This window comes from Candidatus Ancaeobacter aquaticus (assembly GCA_030765405.1).
Taxonomy (GTDB): domain Bacteria; phylum Auribacterota; class Ancaeobacteria; order Ancaeobacterales; family Ancaeobacteraceae; genus Ancaeobacter; species Ancaeobacter aquaticus.
Map to the genome: position 1 here is coordinate 42,495 of JAVCCP010000060.1, position 18,387 is coordinate 60,881.

The 18,387-nt window shown below is 38.0% G+C and carries 20 protein-coding genes; 3 read left to right on the forward strand and 17 right to left on the reverse strand.

Features of this window, described 5'->3' with window-relative positions:
- Window positions 1-57: 57 nt before the first annotated feature.
- The 13 genes from P9M13_08105 to P9M13_08165 form a co-directional block, all read right to left on the reverse strand.
- Entirely contained in the window at window positions 58-723 is a 666-nt protein-coding gene (locus tag P9M13_08105; GenBank protein MDP8263250.1) for a hypothetical protein, read from the reverse strand.
- Window position 724: 1 nt separating this feature from the next.
- Window positions 725-1,168 (reverse strand): ATP synthase subunit C, encoded by a 444-nt coding sequence (locus P9M13_08110; GenBank protein ID MDP8263251.1) that lies wholly within the window; start codon window positions 1,166-1,168, stop codon window positions 725-727.
- A 127-nt stretch (window positions 1,169-1,295) separates the two neighbouring features.
- On the reverse strand, window positions 1,296-3,077 hold the full coding sequence (locus tag P9M13_08115) for a V-type ATPase 116kDa subunit family protein (protein MDP8263252.1): 1,782 nt from the start codon (window positions 3,075-3,077) through the stop codon (window positions 1,296-1,298).
- Window positions 3,074-3,697 (reverse strand): V-type ATP synthase subunit D, encoded by a 624-nt coding sequence (locus tag P9M13_08120; GenBank protein MDP8263253.1) that lies wholly within the window; start codon window positions 3,695-3,697, stop codon window positions 3,074-3,076. Before P9M13_08120 ends, P9M13_08115 begins: the two co-directional genes overlap by 4 nt.
- Window positions 3,698-3,779: 82 nt before the next feature.
- On the reverse strand, window positions 3,780-5,108 hold the full coding sequence (locus P9M13_08125; protein MDP8263254.1) for a V-type ATP synthase subunit B: 1,329 nt from the start codon (window positions 5,106-5,108) through the stop codon (window positions 3,780-3,782).
- Window positions 5,109-5,246: 138 nt separating this feature from the next.
- A complete protein-coding gene (locus P9M13_08130; GenBank protein MDP8263255.1) occupies window positions 5,247-5,450 on the reverse strand; it encodes a hypothetical protein in 204 nt (67 codons plus the stop codon).
- Between the two features lie 184 nt (window positions 5,451-5,634).
- Window positions 5,635-5,841 carry a zinc ribbon domain-containing protein gene (locus tag P9M13_08135; GenBank protein MDP8263256.1) on the reverse strand — a complete coding sequence of 69 codons (207 nt, stop codon included), beginning with the start codon at window positions 5,839-5,841 and terminating at the stop codon, window positions 5,635-5,637.
- Between the two features lie 16 nt (window positions 5,842-5,857).
- A complete protein-coding gene (locus P9M13_08140; GenBank protein ID MDP8263257.1) occupies window positions 5,858-6,052 on the reverse strand; it encodes a thioredoxin domain-containing protein in 195 nt (64 codons plus the stop codon).
- Between the two features lie 60 nt (window positions 6,053-6,112).
- The gene (locus tag P9M13_08145; protein MDP8263258.1) at window positions 6,113-6,760 is read right to left on the reverse strand and encodes an MBL fold metallo-hydrolase; all 648 of its coding nucleotides are present in this window, start codon (window positions 6,758-6,760) and stop codon (window positions 6,113-6,115) included.
- A gap of 38 nt (window positions 6,761-6,798) precedes the next feature.
- The gene (locus tag P9M13_08150) at window positions 6,799-7,371 is read right to left on the reverse strand and encodes a class I SAM-dependent methyltransferase (GenBank protein MDP8263259.1); all 573 of its coding nucleotides are present in this window, start codon (window positions 7,369-7,371) and stop codon (window positions 6,799-6,801) included.
- Window positions 7,368-8,729: an FAD-dependent oxidoreductase gene (locus P9M13_08155; protein ID MDP8263260.1), complete on the reverse strand. Its 1,362-nt coding sequence runs from the start codon at window positions 8,727-8,729 to the stop codon at window positions 7,368-7,370. Before P9M13_08155 ends, P9M13_08150 begins: the two co-directional genes overlap by 4 nt.
- A gap of 135 nt (window positions 8,730-8,864) precedes the next feature.
- Window positions 8,865-9,476: a class I SAM-dependent methyltransferase gene (locus P9M13_08160; GenBank protein MDP8263261.1), complete on the reverse strand. Its 612-nt coding sequence runs from the start codon at window positions 9,474-9,476 to the stop codon at window positions 8,865-8,867.
- A 5-nt stretch (window positions 9,477-9,481) separates the two neighbouring features.
- A complete protein-coding gene (locus P9M13_08165; GenBank protein ID MDP8263262.1) occupies window positions 9,482-9,703 on the reverse strand; it encodes a hypothetical protein in 222 nt (73 codons plus the stop codon).
- 134 nt (window positions 9,704-9,837) lie between these two features.
- Between P9M13_08165 and P9M13_08170 the strand changes: the two genes are divergently transcribed.
- The 3 genes from P9M13_08170 (at window position 9,838) to P9M13_08180 (ending at window position 12,313) form a co-directional block, all read left to right on the forward strand.
- Window positions 9,838-10,149 (forward strand): MBL fold metallo-hydrolase RNA specificity domain-containing protein, encoded by a 312-nt coding sequence (locus P9M13_08170; GenBank protein MDP8263263.1) that lies wholly within the window; start codon window positions 9,838-9,840, stop codon window positions 10,147-10,149.
- A gap of 204 nt (window positions 10,150-10,353) precedes the next feature.
- Complete coding sequence (locus tag P9M13_08175) at window positions 10,354-11,352, forward strand: alpha/beta hydrolase (GenBank protein ID MDP8263264.1); 999 nt, start codon at window positions 10,354-10,356, stop codon at window positions 11,350-11,352.
- A gap of 25 nt (window positions 11,353-11,377) precedes the next feature.
- The gene (locus P9M13_08180) at window positions 11,378-12,313 is read left to right on the forward strand and encodes a hypothetical protein (protein MDP8263265.1); all 936 of its coding nucleotides are present in this window, start codon (window positions 11,378-11,380) and stop codon (window positions 12,311-12,313) included.
- Between the two features lie 117 nt (window positions 12,314-12,430).
- On the opposite strand, the gene P9M13_08185 is transcribed toward P9M13_08180, so the two are convergent.
- The 4 genes from P9M13_08185 to P9M13_08200 all read right to left on the reverse strand — a co-directional run.
- On the reverse strand, window positions 12,431-12,730 hold the full coding sequence (locus P9M13_08185; GenBank protein ID MDP8263266.1) for a hypothetical protein: 300 nt from the start codon (window positions 12,728-12,730) through the stop codon (window positions 12,431-12,433).
- A 143-nt stretch (window positions 12,731-12,873) separates the two neighbouring features.
- Window positions 12,874-13,674, reverse strand: a complete 801-nt coding sequence (locus tag P9M13_08190; GenBank protein ID MDP8263267.1) for a hypothetical protein — start codon at window positions 13,672-13,674, stop codon at window positions 12,874-12,876.
- Window positions 13,675-13,921: 247 nt separating this feature from the next.
- Window positions 13,922-14,692 carry a hypothetical protein gene (locus P9M13_08195; GenBank protein MDP8263268.1) on the reverse strand — a complete coding sequence of 257 codons (771 nt, stop codon included), beginning with the start codon at window positions 14,690-14,692 and terminating at the stop codon, window positions 13,922-13,924.
- 9 nt (window positions 14,693-14,701) lie between these two features.
- Window positions 14,702-18,387 (reverse strand): RHS repeat-associated core domain-containing protein (locus tag P9M13_08200; GenBank protein MDP8263269.1); only part of this gene is annotated, 3,686 nt, incomplete at its 5' end.

The window sequence follows — 18,387 nt, forward strand, 5'->3', positions numbered from 1 at the left end:
AATACCTCGCTTCTCTATATTCTCCCTAATAAATCAGATCAGTTTTCCTATACAAAATCATTCCTCGCCCGTCATTATCTTCCTGAACCGCGGCATAAGGTGACGGACAAGAAGACTGGATATAGCTTGATCAGTGAGTTCTATTACAATATTTTTCTCTTTAAGCTGCACCTTTATACCGGCAAATTTATCATCGCTTACCTTGACGTCGATCCCTTCGCGCAGAAAACCAGCGGTCGATTTTAAGATAAATTGACGGAATTTCTTTTCGGTTGCATCGAGGGAAGCTTTCCCTGACACTTCCGGATCTGCCGACAAAATCACTAATAATTGCTCTTCCTCAGGCAGCAGCATCGCATTTTTCTTGGCAATAGCAATGATAAGATCTTTTAAAAAACCCTCATCACTTAATTGCTCTGTGACAAGCCGTTTGACATATCCCTCAAATGCTGACCTGACCTCATTACTTAGCCGTATTATTGTGTCACGAGCCGCAATTTTCAAAGCTTCCTGTGAAGCTGTCTTTTCAGTATGTATTTCAGCAATTGATTTGGATTTAAGTTCATGCACCTCTCTACGTGCTTTTTCAAGCAAATGAGCAGCTCGTGTTCGGGCATCTTTAATTATTTTTTCAGCCTCCTCTTGAGCCGCCTTAACCCCATCGTCACGCAGCTGTGCAATCAATTCTTCCACGCCAGCAGAAACTTTTACAGGCTCAACCATATTATTTCCCTCCCGGTATCGAACCTGCTAATATCAGAGCAAAAACGAATACAAACACTCCGAATCCTTCAACAATTGCAGCCGGAGCAATTGACATACCAAAGATCTCAGGCTTGCTTTTTGACGCGTTTATAGCGGACGCGCAACAATTTCCCTGAAAAATACCGCCACATAACAGCGCAAGTCCTGATAGAAAACCTATGCTAAAAAGCGCTGTGGCACATTCCTGCGTAACCGTGCGATTTAATGTTATCATGATAACAATGCCAAATATCATCATAGAAGACGGTAAAACAGACACGCCTATATACTTACCATAGCCGCTTTCGGTATCGAGCATAGCACCGCATGCGGTCTGTCCCGCGCGAGTGCATCCTATCATGCTTCCTACCGCGCTCATTGCAAGCGGGGAAAATATACCTATCCAACCTAAAAGAATCATCACCTGTTCCAAAAAACACCTCCTTGTTTTATACTACCTATAAAAAATAGCTTATTATTTGTTTATAGCCGTCCAAAAAAACCATGCCACTACTTACCAATAAATCCCGCATCCCTAATTAATATATCGGTCATTTGCCAAGTTTTCGTTTTGCAAACGTTTTAAACGGCCTTCCCTCTTCGTGCATACTCCAGTTAAAAAACTCTATAAAATTGAGTCTCAGCCCATGAACAAAACCGCTTACTATTCCCAGAAGGAAATTCAGCGTGTGGCCAAACAAAAGTATCAAGATAGCAAAGAATATACCAATAACAGGTAATGCGTCTGCAACCTGCTTGCTGAGTTTATTAAAAGTAAGTGCCAATGAAACAGCGGCAAGACCAAGCGCAAAAATTCTCATATAACTCAATATATCTCCGAAGACTGCACTCACACGTGTTAAACCTTCAGCGCCTTTTAACAGACGCTTTATTGTAATCTTTCCTTCACCTGTAAATAAAAGTATCATCAACGCACCTGCACCAATCAATATCCATCCACAAATATGCATGGGTACTTTATAAGCGTGCATCATACTACTGACATAGAACATACCACCGCCAAAGATTAATGCAGCCCATCCGATAGGTGCATACATCTGGGACATTCCCCTCTTACGCCATGCATCACAGAAATTTGACAGGATCAAATGCAGCATTCCTATAATAATAACCAGAGGCATCATTACATGGACATTATTGACGTCAAATATTTTTAAATGTCCCAGAAACGAATTTTCACCGAGGGTCAATCCAAAATAACTTCCCACGATAATTCCCCATACAATTGTTGTTGCGGTTAACGCCAAACACAGTATGCGAAAATTTTTCCCGCGTTCACTCTTTGAAAACGCCTTCCATTTCCATAAAATTATCGCTCCCATTACCAAACCGTATCCCGCATCCGAAATAATCATTGCAAAGAAAATTGCAAATGAAACAAAAACGATGGCCGAAGGATCCCACAATTTGTATGAAGGTGTCATATAAAAACTTACAAGGTCCGCGCCGCCTGCAAAAATGTTGCTGTTACGCAAAAGCGTGGGAGGGAGTTCATCAGGATGAGGTTCCTCAATAAATATCGCTGAACAGGCAGCACGTGCAAAATCCTGCAGTTTTTTAACGGAATCTTGCGGCGCCCATCCCCTTAATGCGAAAAGTTCCTCCTGATCCCGTGTCTGCCAGCTGACTTCTTCGACATCCGCTTTATTCTCCAACCTCCACATTTCACTCATGTATAGATCACACCACCGTGTAAGATCCTTCCTTTTTGATTGCAGGTCCGCCGCTTCATTCATCAATAAAGTCTCTTTTCTTTCAAGTTCGCTTAGTGAATGCGTTCCTGCATGGGTCCGTAAAACCGGAATCCCGTGGGGTTCATCATTAGAAATAACGATAACAAAACAATTTGATTGGTCACGATAGACCGTCTTCCACACAAGCGGGAGTGTTTGAACGATACTCATAAGAGGATGAGGGACAACATAGAACCATAACTTCATTCCATTTAATTCATTCTCGGACGGCAGCCTGAAATCTCCCCATGGTTTCATTCCTGCAATACGGCCACGGATACCATCAAGCTGTATTTCCAAATCATGAATTTTTGTTTTTATTTCCAGTGCCTGTTCCTTAACGAGGTCCGGATCAAACCCTTTATCAGAGCATTCCTGGCGTAAACGCTTAGGACAGCTAAGGAGAAAACGGAGAGCATCATATGCCTCTTTCTCAGGGGCAGAAGTCGCGTGGAATCCCTGCTGTTGACGCAAGGGCTCGACATGAACACAACCAATATCCTGAAGACCCGCAAGGATCTTTTCCTTGTCATTCAAGAAACCAATAAGTGTGATCTTCGTTAGCGGAACAATGCTCATACGGGTTCTTCCACTCTCTGTAAATTCTCTTTAAGGTGTTTTTGCTTGGCGATCTTGGCCCTGACAACAGCAGATCTCTCGGCATCATCAAGGAATATTTTTATCCGGAATATCGTTTCTTTCGCTTCGGGAATAAGGATCTTTTCAAACAGATTTACCCTCTGCGTAATATGCTTGACGCCCTTACGCAAGAGCTCAACGCGCTGGCCGGCGATCTTCACCTTAAAACACAGCGTGAGCATATCTCTGACCTTCTCCACAAAAAAGTCAACCCACTGCGGTTTAACGAACATCGAATAATCCACGATTTCGCACACTACCTCGCGTAAGACAGGCAGCCGTATCCCCACGATATTTTCTTCTTCTATCTTAAGAGTGGTAATCTTGACAAGATCCCTGAGATCTATCTGCGTTCTGGCAAGCATAGGCAGTTGAACGCCTATTGTTTCTGCAAGTTTTTTCTTCTGTGTGCTAAGTGCCTCATGCATTTTCTGCTCACGGACGCGCTCAAAGGTAAGCTGGCGGCGTTTCAGGTCAAGCGAAGGCAGAAGCTTCCGATAAAGCTTGAGCTGTTCGTTCTGTTTCTGCAAATAACTCTTATTGTAAGATATCTTTGCCATATTTATAATGTTCCCATTATCAGAGGAGCATTCTTATACCCGCCCTTGCAATGTATAGGTATGATTATTTTTCACCTTATCACTACGCGGAAAATTTTCTCTTCGGATAATACTTATCTATTAAATTCTGTTTCATCAACAGTTCAGACGGTTCAAAGCACTCGGCAAGCGTTTGCCAGCACAAGTCAAGCGCGTCATTAAGAGGCATTGATACGTTTATATCAAGGAAACGTTTTTTGAAAAGCGTATCGTATTTCAGCAGCTTTTCGTCAAACGCAGACAACTCAAACGCCATAGCCTTTTTGCGCTCAGCCTCTTTACCGCTCGCGTAGAATCTGATCATGGTATTCATTATATGAGGATGGTCTTCGCGGGTAACCTTTCCGACAACATGTTGTTTCAAGCGGGACAGTGAACCAAAAGGATCGATCATCTTATCGTGCAGGTAAAACTGCCCTTCGGTAATATAACCGGTATTGTCAGGCACGGGGTGTGTCAGGTCGTTTCCCGGCATCGTAGTTACCGTGAGAATCGTGACTGATCCGGCCCCTTTAAAATCACATGCCTTTTCATAACGCTTCGCAAGCTGAGTATACAGGTCCCCCATATATCCGCGTGTCGCGGGGATCCGTTCCAGCGCGATACCGAGTTCTTTCATAACATCAGCATAAGCGGTCATGTCTGTCAAAAGGACCAATACCCTCTTGTTCTCCTCAACTGCAAACTTCTCAGCAACCGCAAGGGCCATGTCAATCACAAGCAGTCTCTCCACTATCGGGTCAGAGGCAAGATTGACAAACATCGCCGTCTTATGAAAAACACCGTGTGATTCAAACGCGTTTCTAAAAAAATAGTAATCGTCAAAGATAAGTCCCATCCCCCCAAATACAACGATGTCCGCATCCGCTTGAAAACCTATGCGCGCAAGCAGTTCGTTATAAGGCTCACCAGCGACAGAGAAGATAGGTATCTTTTGACTTTCAACAAGACAATTAAAAAGGTCGATCATTGGAACACAAGTCTGAATCATCTTATTCGGCAAGACACGCATCATCGGATTTACCGTAGGTCCACCTACAGGTATCATAGGATCACCCTTGAGAAGCGGTCCACCGTCAATAGGTTGACCGGACCCCCCAAAAATACGTCCAAGAATATTGTGAGAATAAGTTACTTCAAAAGGATGGCCGAGGAATCGTATCATTGCATCGGTGGAAAGACCTTTTCCTCCGGTAAAAACCTGTAGACTTACCATATCACCGTTAAGTTCCACCACCGTGGCAAAAGATTTCTCACCGTCAACATTTTCAACAACGGCTATATCACCAAAGGCCACGTTATCCGCTTTGACCCTGATCAAATCGCCAACGATATCACAAATACCGGTATAACGTACAAGCACATCCGTCATAAAATTTCACCTCTGTTTTTAATGAGAGTTATACTCAAAGTAATGTAATGCTAAACGCGGTATTAATTCTAAATGAAAGGATGACTTTTGTAAACGATATTCCAAAGTTTTGCAAGGGGTAAAAAGGACCACTGCAACTCAAAAAAGTAGTTTTGCAACTACAATCTTAGGCTTGACCTTGATTTCGGAAAACACAAACTGGTTCTCTACCATTTCTAAAATCCCTTCGGCTTCACTTTCATAACTTAAAAATTCAAAATTGTCTCTCTGGGCATAGTGCAGTAAGGTAGTCTTAATGCAAATATTAACTGAGGCAACAAATAACTCTTCCAGTGTCCACATACCTTCATGTCCTTTAAATTCCGGAGGAGTAGATACTTCAATCGCTGGTTTACCGGATGAACATAAAATCCTTTTCTTTTCTTCAGTCTAGGATACTGTTGTTCTATAAATAAATTTTTAGCTTTTCTGTCTCAGATTTTCCATTTCACGACTTCCTTAAATCTTTTTCATTTTTTAAATTTTTCTAAAGATTACATGTTCCATCAGGACAACTTGGCCCGGAAGAACCGGACCCGCCGCCAGAACTTCCCACACTAAATGCTCCCGGTATCTTTTCAATATTTTTACTGCCGCACTTTTTGCATTTAAGCTCTGTTTTTTCAGCGGTTACTCCTACCAATAAGTCAAATTTCTCTTTGCATTCCCTGCATATATAGGTATATATGGGCATATTACACTCCCTGTCTTTAATCAATAAACTGCTTAATCTTTATTTCAATATTTTGCTTAGGTGCAATACCTATAATACTTTCCACTATCTTACCCTCTTTAAAAACTGCCAATGTAGGAATGCTCATTATTCCATAACGAGATGCCGTATTAGAAGCCTCATCCACATTTATCTTGCATACTTTTAATTTGCCCTGATACTCCCTGGCAATTTCTGGAAAAATATCATAATAATTATACCTGAGGCTACGCCAAATATAGCAATAAAACCTTCATACCGTAATCTCACTGCCCGCGCCGCCCTCTATAAATTTTTCCGGATAAAGCTTTTTTATCCTTTCTTTATGTTGAGTGCAATGGGTAGCGCAGATTAAATCTAAATCCTTAATCAAATCAAAATCATTGAATCCATGCAGCCCTCCGATTAAGGCAATTACTTTTCCATACTGTTTTGCACTGTTCAGGATATTTCCAACACCCGGGTGGGAACAGCCAACAATGACAACTAAACCTTTATCAGTTTTTACTATCATGGATTGTTCTATCCCGTTAAGCTGGCCTGTCGAGAAAATGTTTTCATACATTTTTACAGTGTCTTTAACCCTGATTACTTCCCTGGCTTTGGGTTTGGTAAAAGAAAAAAAGGAATCAGGAAGATACAATTTAATATCATCATTAAGCTTTAAAAATGCTTTCAGACCACCGGTATGATCCCAATGATCATGGGAGATAAAAACACAATCTATATTTTTGGGATCAATATTTAATTTTTCTATATTATGCAAAAGAACTGAACCCCTTGCTCCTGCATCAAAAAGAATTCCAGGGGTACGTTCGGTTTCTATCAGACAGGAAAATCCCCATTCCTTCCTTAATTCCGGCTTGTGTGCCGTGTTATCGGAAATTATGGTAATTTTCATTCTCTCCTCCTTTTTAAATTAAGCATTTCAACAATTATCTAAATAAGAGCTTGTTTCCTGAAATTTAATATACAGCCTTCATTATAATTTTCATCGTGTAAAAGCCTTTTTGAAGATTTATGTTCGAGAACAAAACCTGCCCCCTCTATTTCTTCTATAACCTTTTCCAAATCAACATTAGCTAATTCCATTAAGGGATAATCTTCCTTATGATGCTTGGGATAAACGGAAAAAAGGCCTTCCTTCTTTAAGATGTTGTGAACTTCATTATAAATCGCAATTCTTTCTTTTCTGTTTCCGTAATGAATAACGTCATAACATAAAACCACATCAGCAGAATCACCTTTTAAAATGACTTTTGAATTTTCGCTTATTCCCTCAATGTTTTTTATATTGCCTTGTTGTATCAACTTTTTCAATTGATTAAAACTGCTCATATCTTTATCCAGCGCATACACTTTACCACGCCTACCCACCGCTTTTGATGCAGGGATGGTATAATGACCAACTCCCGAGCCAAAATCTAATACAGTATGGCCCTTCTTAACGCCAATTTCCCGTAAAAACTTCAGCCCGTCTTCTTCCATCCACTTTTTTAGCTCTGTTTTCATTTTTCCGTATTATTATGAAGAGTTTCAAACGCCTTTTCCGCAGCTAAAGATAACGGTTCAATGCCGGGGTTAGATGATAATTCCGGCTGTCCGGCACATCTTAAAGTCATCAAATCTAAAGCAGTCAGACCGCTCCTTATTGCCAACGCTATAAGATCTATATGCTTAACAGGGCACTCACTATCACTAACTATCTGGCCGCCTATAATCTTCTCTGTTTGTCTGTTAAACAGGAGTTTAATTACATAAGGTTTTTTGCCTATCATCTCAGAATGTTTGCTTATTGAATTCTGCCTTGCGCTAATTATATCGATCCCATTTTCTTTTGATTCTGATTCCGTAATTCCCGTTCCGGCAATCGACTTATTGTAAAACTTCGTTGTAAAACTGTTAAGCAAAGGCGGAAATTTTAGCTTATATCCTAAAATATTCCTGGCAATTATTCTGCCGGCAATTACCGCATTTGGACGTAATTGTCCAAGTATGGGTTTGCCGGTAATATGGCTTTGATACTGGACGAGATCCCCTCCGGCATAGATATCGGGGTCAGAGGATTGCAGGTAATTATCCACCCGCAATCCTAATTTTCCCATATCAAGACCTGCTTTTTCCGCTAATTCACTATTTGGCTTAGCTCCGGCTGAGATGATTACCATTTCCGCTTTTACCTCTTTACCTGAAGAAAACAACACTTTCTCTACTTCGCTTTTACCTTCAATTGCCTTTACCTGTTGGCTTAACTGCAAATCAATGTCCTTTTCTCTCATATATGTCTCTACTTCTTCACTCATATCCGCATCTAATATATTCTGCATAACGTGTTCAAACATTTCAACCAATATAACGTTTACACCATGCCGGGAAATTAAATAAGCAATCTCTATTCCTATAGCACCGGCACCTATTAATACAAGGTTCTTTACCCGCCTGGAATTTATCCAATGCAGAATATTGACAGCATCCGCGCTTGTCCGCAAGAAGAAAACCCCAGGTAGGTTAACACCTGGAATAGGCGGAATTACCGGCTTTGCCCCTACTGCTAAAACAAGCTTATCATACGAATAATCTTTTCCATCGGCAGTTGTCACTGCCTTTTCTCCTCTGTTTATACCCACCGCTTTGACATCTACCAATTGTATCCCCTGGCTTATGAAAATATTATCATCTTTATATGAAGGCTCTACCATAACGTTTCCGCAACAGATATAAGGTATCACACACCTGGTCAAAAGCCCCTTTTCCTCCTGTTCCCTAATTATGGTTACATGTAAAGAGGGGTTTAATCTCTTTAAGGTTCGCGCTGCTAAAGCACCGCAACCTGAACATCCTATGACTACTACTTTGTTCAATTGACTCATTTCTGCCTCCAAGCTATTCTTTTAATAAACGTCGCAGTCCGCCATAACTTTGTTTTCAGCTAAGGCGGAAAACGCGTCTGTAATTACCGTTTTCCGGTTCCGACTTTTCCACTGGCAATTGAAATAATCATACAATTAGATGAGCCGATGATACGCTATTCCTATTTCTTGATATCTACCATTATGCCTATCTATATTAAACCCCTTGCCCTGTAAATATCTCATTATGTTATCCAAGTCAACATCGCCGCATTGATGCACCCGTCCTTCATGTTGATGAACCTTGTTTGCTACTTCTAATCCTTCTTTACTAAAATCGCTTAAAATAATTTTACCTTCAAAAGAAACAATTCTTATTAACTCATCTATCACTTTAAGCGGATTCATAAGATGGTGCATCATGTTGACTGAAAATATTATATCAAAGCTTTCATTTTCAAAGCTTAAATGTTCGGCGTTTTCTATCTTAAAATCCACTTGTTTCTCAAAACCAAAATATTTTACGTTCTGGCGGGCAAGATTTTGTTCTTCTTCTAAAATATCAATGCCGGTAAATGTATATCCTTCTTTTGCTAAAGCAACCGTTAAATAACCTTTTCCTGTTCCAACTTCCAATATGTCACCATATAGAGGTTGGGCCTCTTCTATAATAAAGTTACGTTCCTTCTCAACGTCATAACTAAATTTCTTGAAGAGATTTATTCTTCCTGAATATCTTTTGTAGTTTTCAGCTGCTTCTCTTTCCAAATTTACTACCTGCCCATCCGTGTTCCACATTTAGGGCAATTCACGTTATAACAAGGAACACCTACCTGATGCGGAACTTTTGCTCCACAACTCGGGCAAATACAATTTCCAGCGGGCCCGGCTCCGGGACGATTTCCACCCATTCTACCCTTGCCGCCGCCACGGCCCATACCCCTTCCTGTTCCCGGGCCTTGTCCAAGCAGTCCTGCTCCATCTCCAAACGGCATCTTACACCTCCTTTCTGTTTTTAATTGTTAATGATAACCATTATCAATAATATTCATGATCATATTTTTGTCAAGTTTTTTTCTAAGGAGATACACGAAACTCTCTTTTTAACGTGAGTAGATGTAAATATCTCATGCTCGCCAGTGATAATTCTATATTTCCGAGCATTGTTAAGAACCTGGACGATACAAACGGTGCAAAAATGATCTACTCGATGTGGAAAGGGTATCTAACCGAAAAGTTAAATGGATATTGCAACCAGGAGAAAATAGAGATTGAAGACGTTCACACGAGCGGACATGACTCCGTGGAAGATCTGCAGGCTTTTGCAAAAGCCATTAATCCGAAGATGCTTGCCCCAATCCACACCTTCTCAGCTGATAAGTTTGTCGATCTGTTTGATAATGTTAGACTTGTTAATGACGGGGATGTTATAATTATATAGTAGTTGTTAAATTGCATATCCGTTGGGTGTAGGAAACCTGGACCAAAAAAGAGAGAGAATTAAGTGTTCCGTCCCCAGAACTATAGATGAATATAGAAATAACAAAGTAAAATACGCTTTTGATAAGATTAAAGACAGATCAAAAGATAATCCTAAAAGAAGCATTGCTTATGTGAAGGGTATATTAAGGATGAGGGTAAAGAAATGATAATCGGTGCATATATTTTAATTATTTTATTATGTGTTTTTATAGCATGTTTTATTCATTATAAATTATGGAGGTCTCATCTTGTTAAAAGACTGGAACAAAGGAGCAGTATTATTAAAACAGCAATGGGCGAAGTTGAATATATAATTATAGGCCCTGCCGATGGACCAATATTATTAATCTCCCACAGCGGCGGAAGCGGTTATGATAATGTCTTTTTGTATGATTTTCTGGTAAATGAAGGATTCAGGATAATCTGTCCGTCAAAACCAGGTTATCTTAGAACCTCTTTAAAAGTCGGAAAGACTTTTGAAGAACATGCTGATATGTTCGCATCTTTGCTTGATTGCCTCGGTATTCATGAAAAAGTAGCGATTTTAGGTGTATCGTTAGGAGGACCCGCTGCATTGCAATTTGCCCTGAGGCATCAGGAACGTACAGCATGCCTGATTATGCAGGATGCAGTAAGCCACGAATATCATGCAAGCAAAGAGGCAGAAAATTCTATTTTAGGAAAACTTTATCTCTCTAGTTCAGGTAGAAAGTTTTTAAGCTGGCTGATGAGTGTATTCACATATTTATGGCCAAAACAAACCTTTGCAACATACCTAAAGGTAGAGACACTTTATGATAGAAAACAGATAAAAGAGATAGTAAATGAGATTATGAAGAGCCATAAGGAGACAAAAAAATTCAAGCAATTTGCGGATATGTCAGCCCCTTTAGATTTGCGCGCAGTTGGAATGGACAATGAAATGATTTATGCCTCAAAATTGCCGAGGTATCCTCTTGAGAATATTAAAGTCCCTGTTTTGGTTACTCAAAGCAGGATGGATAGAGATGTGGCTAAATCACATGGCGATTTCGTAGGAAAAACCGTAATAAACGCAGAGACTTATTATTTTGACGGATGTGGACATATGTTTTGGTTTGGCGATGAGTGGCCTAAGATAAAGACAAAACTTATCGAGTTTTTGAAAAAATATATGAAATGAATAATTAAAAAATGGAAACCTAATTATGTTCACTGGCAATCGCCTAACCGAAGTATTCAAATCATCAAAGGAAATTCTATTTGATGATTCATCTAAATTTATTTTATTTAGTGATTGTCACCGAGGTGATAATAGTTTGGCAGATGACTTTGCTCATAATCAAAATATCTTTTTTTATGCATTGAATTACTACTATAACAACGGATTTGCCTACATTGAAATCGGAGATGGAGATGAGCTTTGGGAAAACAGAAGATTTACTACTATAAGAAATGCATATAGCCATATATTTAAGCTAATGAGTAAGTTTCATCGGGATAATAGATTTTATTTTATCTGGGGAAATCACAACAGAAAATGGAAAAATCCGAAGAACGTCAAGAAACACCTTTACAGCTATTATAACGAGCGCAAAGATTGCCATGAACCGCTATTTGAAGGTATTGAAACACATGAAGGTTTAATCCTTCAATATTCGGATACAAAAAATAAAATATTCCTGACACATGGACATCAGGGACAAATTTTAAATGACTTTCTTTGGTGGTTTGGAAGGTTTTGTGTTAGTACTATCTGGAAACTTCTTCAGTCAATCGGAATTGAGGACACTACCAGCCCGGCAAAGAATTTCAAAACACGTATAAAGATTGAAAAAGAAATCAGTAAATGGGCAACGAATAACAATCAAATCATAATAGCAGGTCATACTCACCGTTCAGTATTCCCTAATCCTACCGAACCACCATATTTTAATACCGGCAGTTGTGTACACCCACATTGCATCACAGGGATTGAGATACAAAACGGTAAGATTGTACTGATAAAATGGTCTATCAATATCAAGCCTGATGGCACAATGTATATTGATAGACAAGAGTTAGTGGAATCAGAGAAATTGAATAAATATTTTTGGAAAAGGGATCAGCTCAGCGCTCCCATTTTCCCTCCGCTGAATAACTGATAAACGTCTAAAAAGTAATATAATGTGTCTGTCCCTTTTTATATTTCTTAGCATAAATAGAATTTTTCTCCGCTTGCTCAAAACTCATAAATAACTCCTTTTCAACTATTAAATGTATTAATTCTTTTTTAAACCTTCATTGCATTCAGCAATTAAATCTTCATAAAAATCCTTATTAGTTTTTTCTTCAGCTAGATTAAGCGCTGCTTTTAACATCTTTATCGCTTCATCCGGAAAATTCTTACAATAAGCCATTTGTCCGCAAATAAAGAAAAATTCACCTAGTTCACTTTTTGATAATTTCTTTAAGTCTTCTTTTTTAATCGAATTCATTAACTTATCTACCTTATCTAACTTTTTATCGCTGCCATCCATCATTAAATCGTAAACTTTCTGAACTGTTTTCATTACATTCATAAAACATCTCCCTACTTATCAGTTCTCAACTGATCCGCAAAATCCACAGCCTATAATAAAGGGGACGCTCACCTTTTAAGAAATGATCTGTCCTATGACAAACCTCATCGAGGTAGAGATAACGTACTATTGCTTCTTAAAAACTAGGTGTGACCTTTCTTTTTCTGTTTATTAAAATAAACTTCATCTTCTTTGCAATCTTTAATCAATCTCTTAATGTATCCTTTATCTTCCTTGCTTTTAGCATATTTTAACGCTTCTTTATATTTTTCAATTGCTGTTTTAAAATCTCTATCATTTTCCCAACTCATATGACCTAAATACATATATACACGCCTAACAACCCAATTTGGTGCTTTCTTGGCTTTTATTACTTTATTAGCATATTCCAATGCCTTGGATTTTTTACGCAATTTCCAATAACATATTACTAAATCAGACAATGTCATATAATAATATATATCTAAATTTGAATTATTCTTATACATATACATATACATATTCATAATCTTACCGCACAAATGAATAGATTCTTTATATACTCCCAAATCATTAAAGCAAATAACTAACTTAGCCAATATTTTTAAACGTCTTTGTTTTGTTATATTCTTAACATTTAATCCATCAATTAAATACTCTTTTGCAGTATTATAATCTTCTTTATCAACATATGACGATCCTATGTAAAATAATGCATCCGCTTTTTTCTCTTCATCAATCAATTTAAGTGCTGTTTTTAACATCTTTATTGCTTCATCTGGGAAATCTTTATAATAAGCCATTTGTCCGCAAATAAGGGAAAATTTACCTAATTCAGTTTTTGATAATTTTTTTAAGCCTTCTTTCTTAATCGAATTCATTAACTTATCTGCCTTATCTAACTTTTTATCGCTGCCATCCATCATTAAATCGTAAACTCTCTGAACTGTTTTCATTACATCCATATAACATCTCCCTACTTATCATTCCTTAACTGATCCACAAAATCTGTAGCCTGATCCATTATTTTAACAGCATTATTTATTGCTCGACCTGTTTTTGTCTTGTACTTATCCTGTTGTGGATTTATCTCATTAACTTTTTTATCTATGTAATCACGATTTTTCTATGGAGATACTGGTTTGGGATGAAGAAACAGATAGCTATCAGCCAAAGCTTCTGTTTCGACTGATAGCCATCGAGGCAGGAATATTATTTACTTGCTTTTATATCTTCTTTACAATTTTTAATTAAGTCTTTATCGTGTTTTACTTCATCTTTACCTTTAGCATATTTTAAAGCTTTACGATAACATTCTATTGCTTTTCCATGTTCTTTTTTCCACCAAAACCTATGCCCTAATATATTATATGTAATTCTGCGAATACTTTGAGGAACTTTCTTCATAGATAAAAGTTTGTTAGCATATTCATCCGCTTTTTTTTCATCCTGTAATTTCCAATACACGGTTACCAAATTAGAAAGAGCCAAACAATAATAATATTTATCAAATTCCGAATTTGGATTATTTTTATATATCTCTATTATCTGATTGGCATACTGACGTTCTTTATTGAATTCATCTAAGTTTTCGCATGAAATACATAATTCGGTTAATATTTTTATTTTTAATTCAACAGATGTGTTATTGCAATTCAGAGCATTGTTAAGATATTTCATCGCTAATTTGAATTTTTCTTTATCACTATATGAAGATGCTATATAATACAGAACTTCAGATTTCTTACTTTTACTTCTTAGTTTTAAAGACGTCTTTAATAACTTTATCGCTTCATCTGGAAAATCTTTTAAATAAGCTAGTTTTCCATAAAGGAAAAAAAATTCACCTAATTCAGTTTTTGATAATTTTCTTAAGTCTTCTTTTTTAATCGAATTTATTAATTTAGTAGCTTTATCCAAATTTTCATTACCACCATCCATCATTAAATCGTAAACTTTCTGAACTGTTTTCATTACGTTCATAAAACCTCCCTACTTATCAGTCCTCAACTGATCAGCAAAATCCATGGTCTGACCTATTGCTTTAACAGCATTATTTATTGCTCGACCCGTTTTCGTCTTGTACTTATCCTGTTGTGGATTTATTTCATTAACTTTTTCATTTATATAATCACGATTTTTCTCCGGTGATACTAGTTTGGGCTCATCTCTATCTTTTGATTTTTGAACTTTTCTATCATTTTTTTCTTTTTCTCTTTCATCACTCTTATTCCAATCTTCCTTACCACCTTTCCCTTTTTCGCTTTTATTAATAAAATCATCCGTACTTGGCCTGTCTATCGGCACTCCTTCCTGCTCATCAGGGATATCCGGTACCGGCTCGACTATCATCAGTGGTGCCGGTTCTTCTATTGGTATACCTTCATCCTGTGGCGGCGGCTCGTATATTGGTTCAACTATCCTTGGCGGGCTAGGCTCATCTGTTGGAATACCCTCCCCTGTATCAGGGGGCTCCGTTATCGTTGCAGGAGATGTTGGCGTACCTGATGGAGGAGGGACCGGATTATTAGGAATCGATGGTCCTTGTGGTGGAATTGTACCACTTCCAAGTCTATCTCCACCTGTGCCGCCATCCATTGAACCCCCGTCCTTCGAACTCCCGGGAAATAAACTCGATATTAAATCTATTATCCAACCTACTATAGATGGGGGAGGCGAAACACCAGGAGGAACATCCGGTGGAGTAGGTGGCGTTGCGGGTGAAATAACAGGAGGAGTAAATCCAAGAGGAAGAGTTGATGCTTCAGTCTCTGGAAATAGCCAATCAAATATCTCATCACTCCATGAGCGGCCGTCGTCTACACATAACCCTAAAGGATCTATCCACCTTATGGGATTATTTCTTGTATAGATATATAGATTTATCCCATCCGTCATTCCAAGAGGATCAGGTTGTGTGAATCTACCCAATGCCGGATTATAATACCTCGCCCTATAGTAATATAACCCTGTAGATGAGTCTAATTCACGGCTTGTGTATCTGAAATCCGTTGCGGTCTTGGTTCCAATGAAGGTTAATTCACCTCCGGCTCCGCCTTCGGCGGACAAACCCTCATTGGAAGTTGGACCTGCTAAAAGTCCAAAAGGGGCATAACCATACCTCTGTTTTATATCTCCATCATTGCTTAATATCGCACTTACCGAGTTTTGACCATCCTGAAGATAATATAAATCTTCTCTATCCTTTCCTGATCTTACAGACAATAGTTCATCTATACCCGTCCCATTTAATATCTCCGATGTTATTTTACTTTTTTCATCTAACATCAGTAAGATATTTGAACCGTCATAAAAATATCTTGTGCTTTTACCTTCTTCAACCTTTTTTATCCTTCTACCAAACAAGTCATAAGAAAACTCCGCAATGCTTCTACCGTTTTTTACAACATTAACCAACTTATTTTCATAATTATACACGTATATTATTCTTCTATCACCTCTTGTCTCTTCTATTAAATTTCCGTTCGTATCATATTTATATAAAATCTTTTCAGAGTCTCCATTATTCCCTTTTACAAATCCGGGTATCTTTTTTAAAAGCTCTATTAACCGGTTTGCGGGATTATATGTACAATTTATTTCTGAGCTAACGATTCCTGTTTCTGTCTTCGTATTCTTAACTAATTTGATCCTATTGCCATTCTCGTCATAAAAATAGTTCTCGCTGCTTCCGTCAGGATATTCTGCCTGTATCAACTGGTTATTCTTGTCATAGGTATACGCGATCGTCTCAAACAAAACCTTAACTGTTTTTCTATTGTCTGCTTTATCATAACTGTATTCATAGCTGTCTATGATATCTCCGCTGTTATTTCTTGACTCAATCAACGTAAGATTACCGCCCATATCATATGTGTAGTTTGATGTAATCCCATTTGAAAATATCTTCTTTAACTTCCGCCCCAATTTGTTATATGTATATTTAACATTCTTACCCTTGCTTTCAATTTCTTTAACCCTGTTTATCTTATTGTAACTGTAGTTTACACGAATATCATTTCCTACAGTCATTCTTGTCTTGTTACCGTTTAAATCGTAAACATATTCAATTTCACTACCCCCTGTTTTTACATTAATAACCCTATTAAAATTATCGTAACCAAGCTCGATTTCATCTTTATCTTCTGAGGCAATACTCGTAAGATTACCTTTGTTGTCATACTTATATAATACCGCCAAACCGTTACTCAAGAGCTTCTTTGTCATTCTGCCAACCGTATCATACTCAAATATAACCTTTGCATCTTCAGCAACCCCAGCAGAAATAAGTTTATCTGCATGATTATATGCATATAAAACTTCATAACCCATTTGGTCTTTCCTGCTAACTAATTTGTTCGCCTTATTATATTTATAACTTGTCTCTCCTCCTTTCGGATCAATTAGCCTCGTTAAATTACCAACAGGATCATATTCTTTTCTTATCTTATTGCCTTCTCCATCGGTTATTTGTATGACCCTATTCAATGAATCGTAAACATAACAAATCTTATTCTCATTTCCGTCAATCAATTCAATCAAATTCCCTGCTGCGTCATATTTATATTTCAGCAGGATGCCGTTTGGCTGGATAACCTTGATTATTCTGTCTAATTCATTATATTCATAAGAGACCGTAGCGCCTTGGGCGTTTATGCTCTTTATCAGTTTCCCGTAATCATCATACACATTCTTTGTCTTTGCGCCCAGCGCGTCCGTTACATCTTCCAGGTTGTTCCACCAGTCTTTTGTATATTCAAACCTTGTTACATTGCCCAGTGCATCCTTTATTGACGTGACATTATCAAACGGGTCATACGCCATCCTTATTACCACTCTTTTGCCGCCGCCCGCCTTCCTGAACATCCTTATCAGTCTTCCTTTAGGGTTATACGCATATCTTGTCGTATTACCGTTCGGATCAACATATACCGTTACCCTCCCTATACCGTCAGTCCTGTATTTTTCCACTATTGTGTCTTCAGGGCCGTCCCCCAGGTGTCTTGTTATTTTTATAATATTTCCTTTTTTATCATACATAATGGACGTCATGTTATCCAAAGGATCTATTATTGCTGTCGGCTGACCATTCTTATCGTTCAGAAACTTCGTCTTTCCGCCCTCAGCGTTTATTGCCTCTTCGAGGTTTCCCCTTGTATCATAATTGAATATTGTCTTTGCTCCCTTTTCATTTATTATTTCGGTTAATTTGTTTATCTCTCTTTTATACTTGAACCTTACTTTGCCGCCCAGAGGATTTATCATCTCCGTTATGTTTCCTCTGTTGTCGTAGCTGTATTTATACACATTCCCGTTTTTATCCCTGAATTTTATCAGGTTATTATCACCGTCATATTCACTCTCTGTGTAATTCCCTAATACATCTATTTCTTTTGTTATTTTATTATCCTCATTATAGTAATATTCCTTCTTCTTTTTATCACCCTGGTAAAATTCCACTTTCATTGCACCATCATCGTATTTAAAACTGAATAATTTCTGCCCGTTTTTGCTGCCCTGTTCTATTACCCTGTGCTTTTTATCATACTTCGTAATTACCTCTACTCCGTCAGAATATGTCTTCTCTATAAGATTGTGTTTTCTGTCATACTTATATTTTATCTGGCGCCCCATTACATCTGTTACTTTTACCAGATACTTCGCGTAATATTTATTCA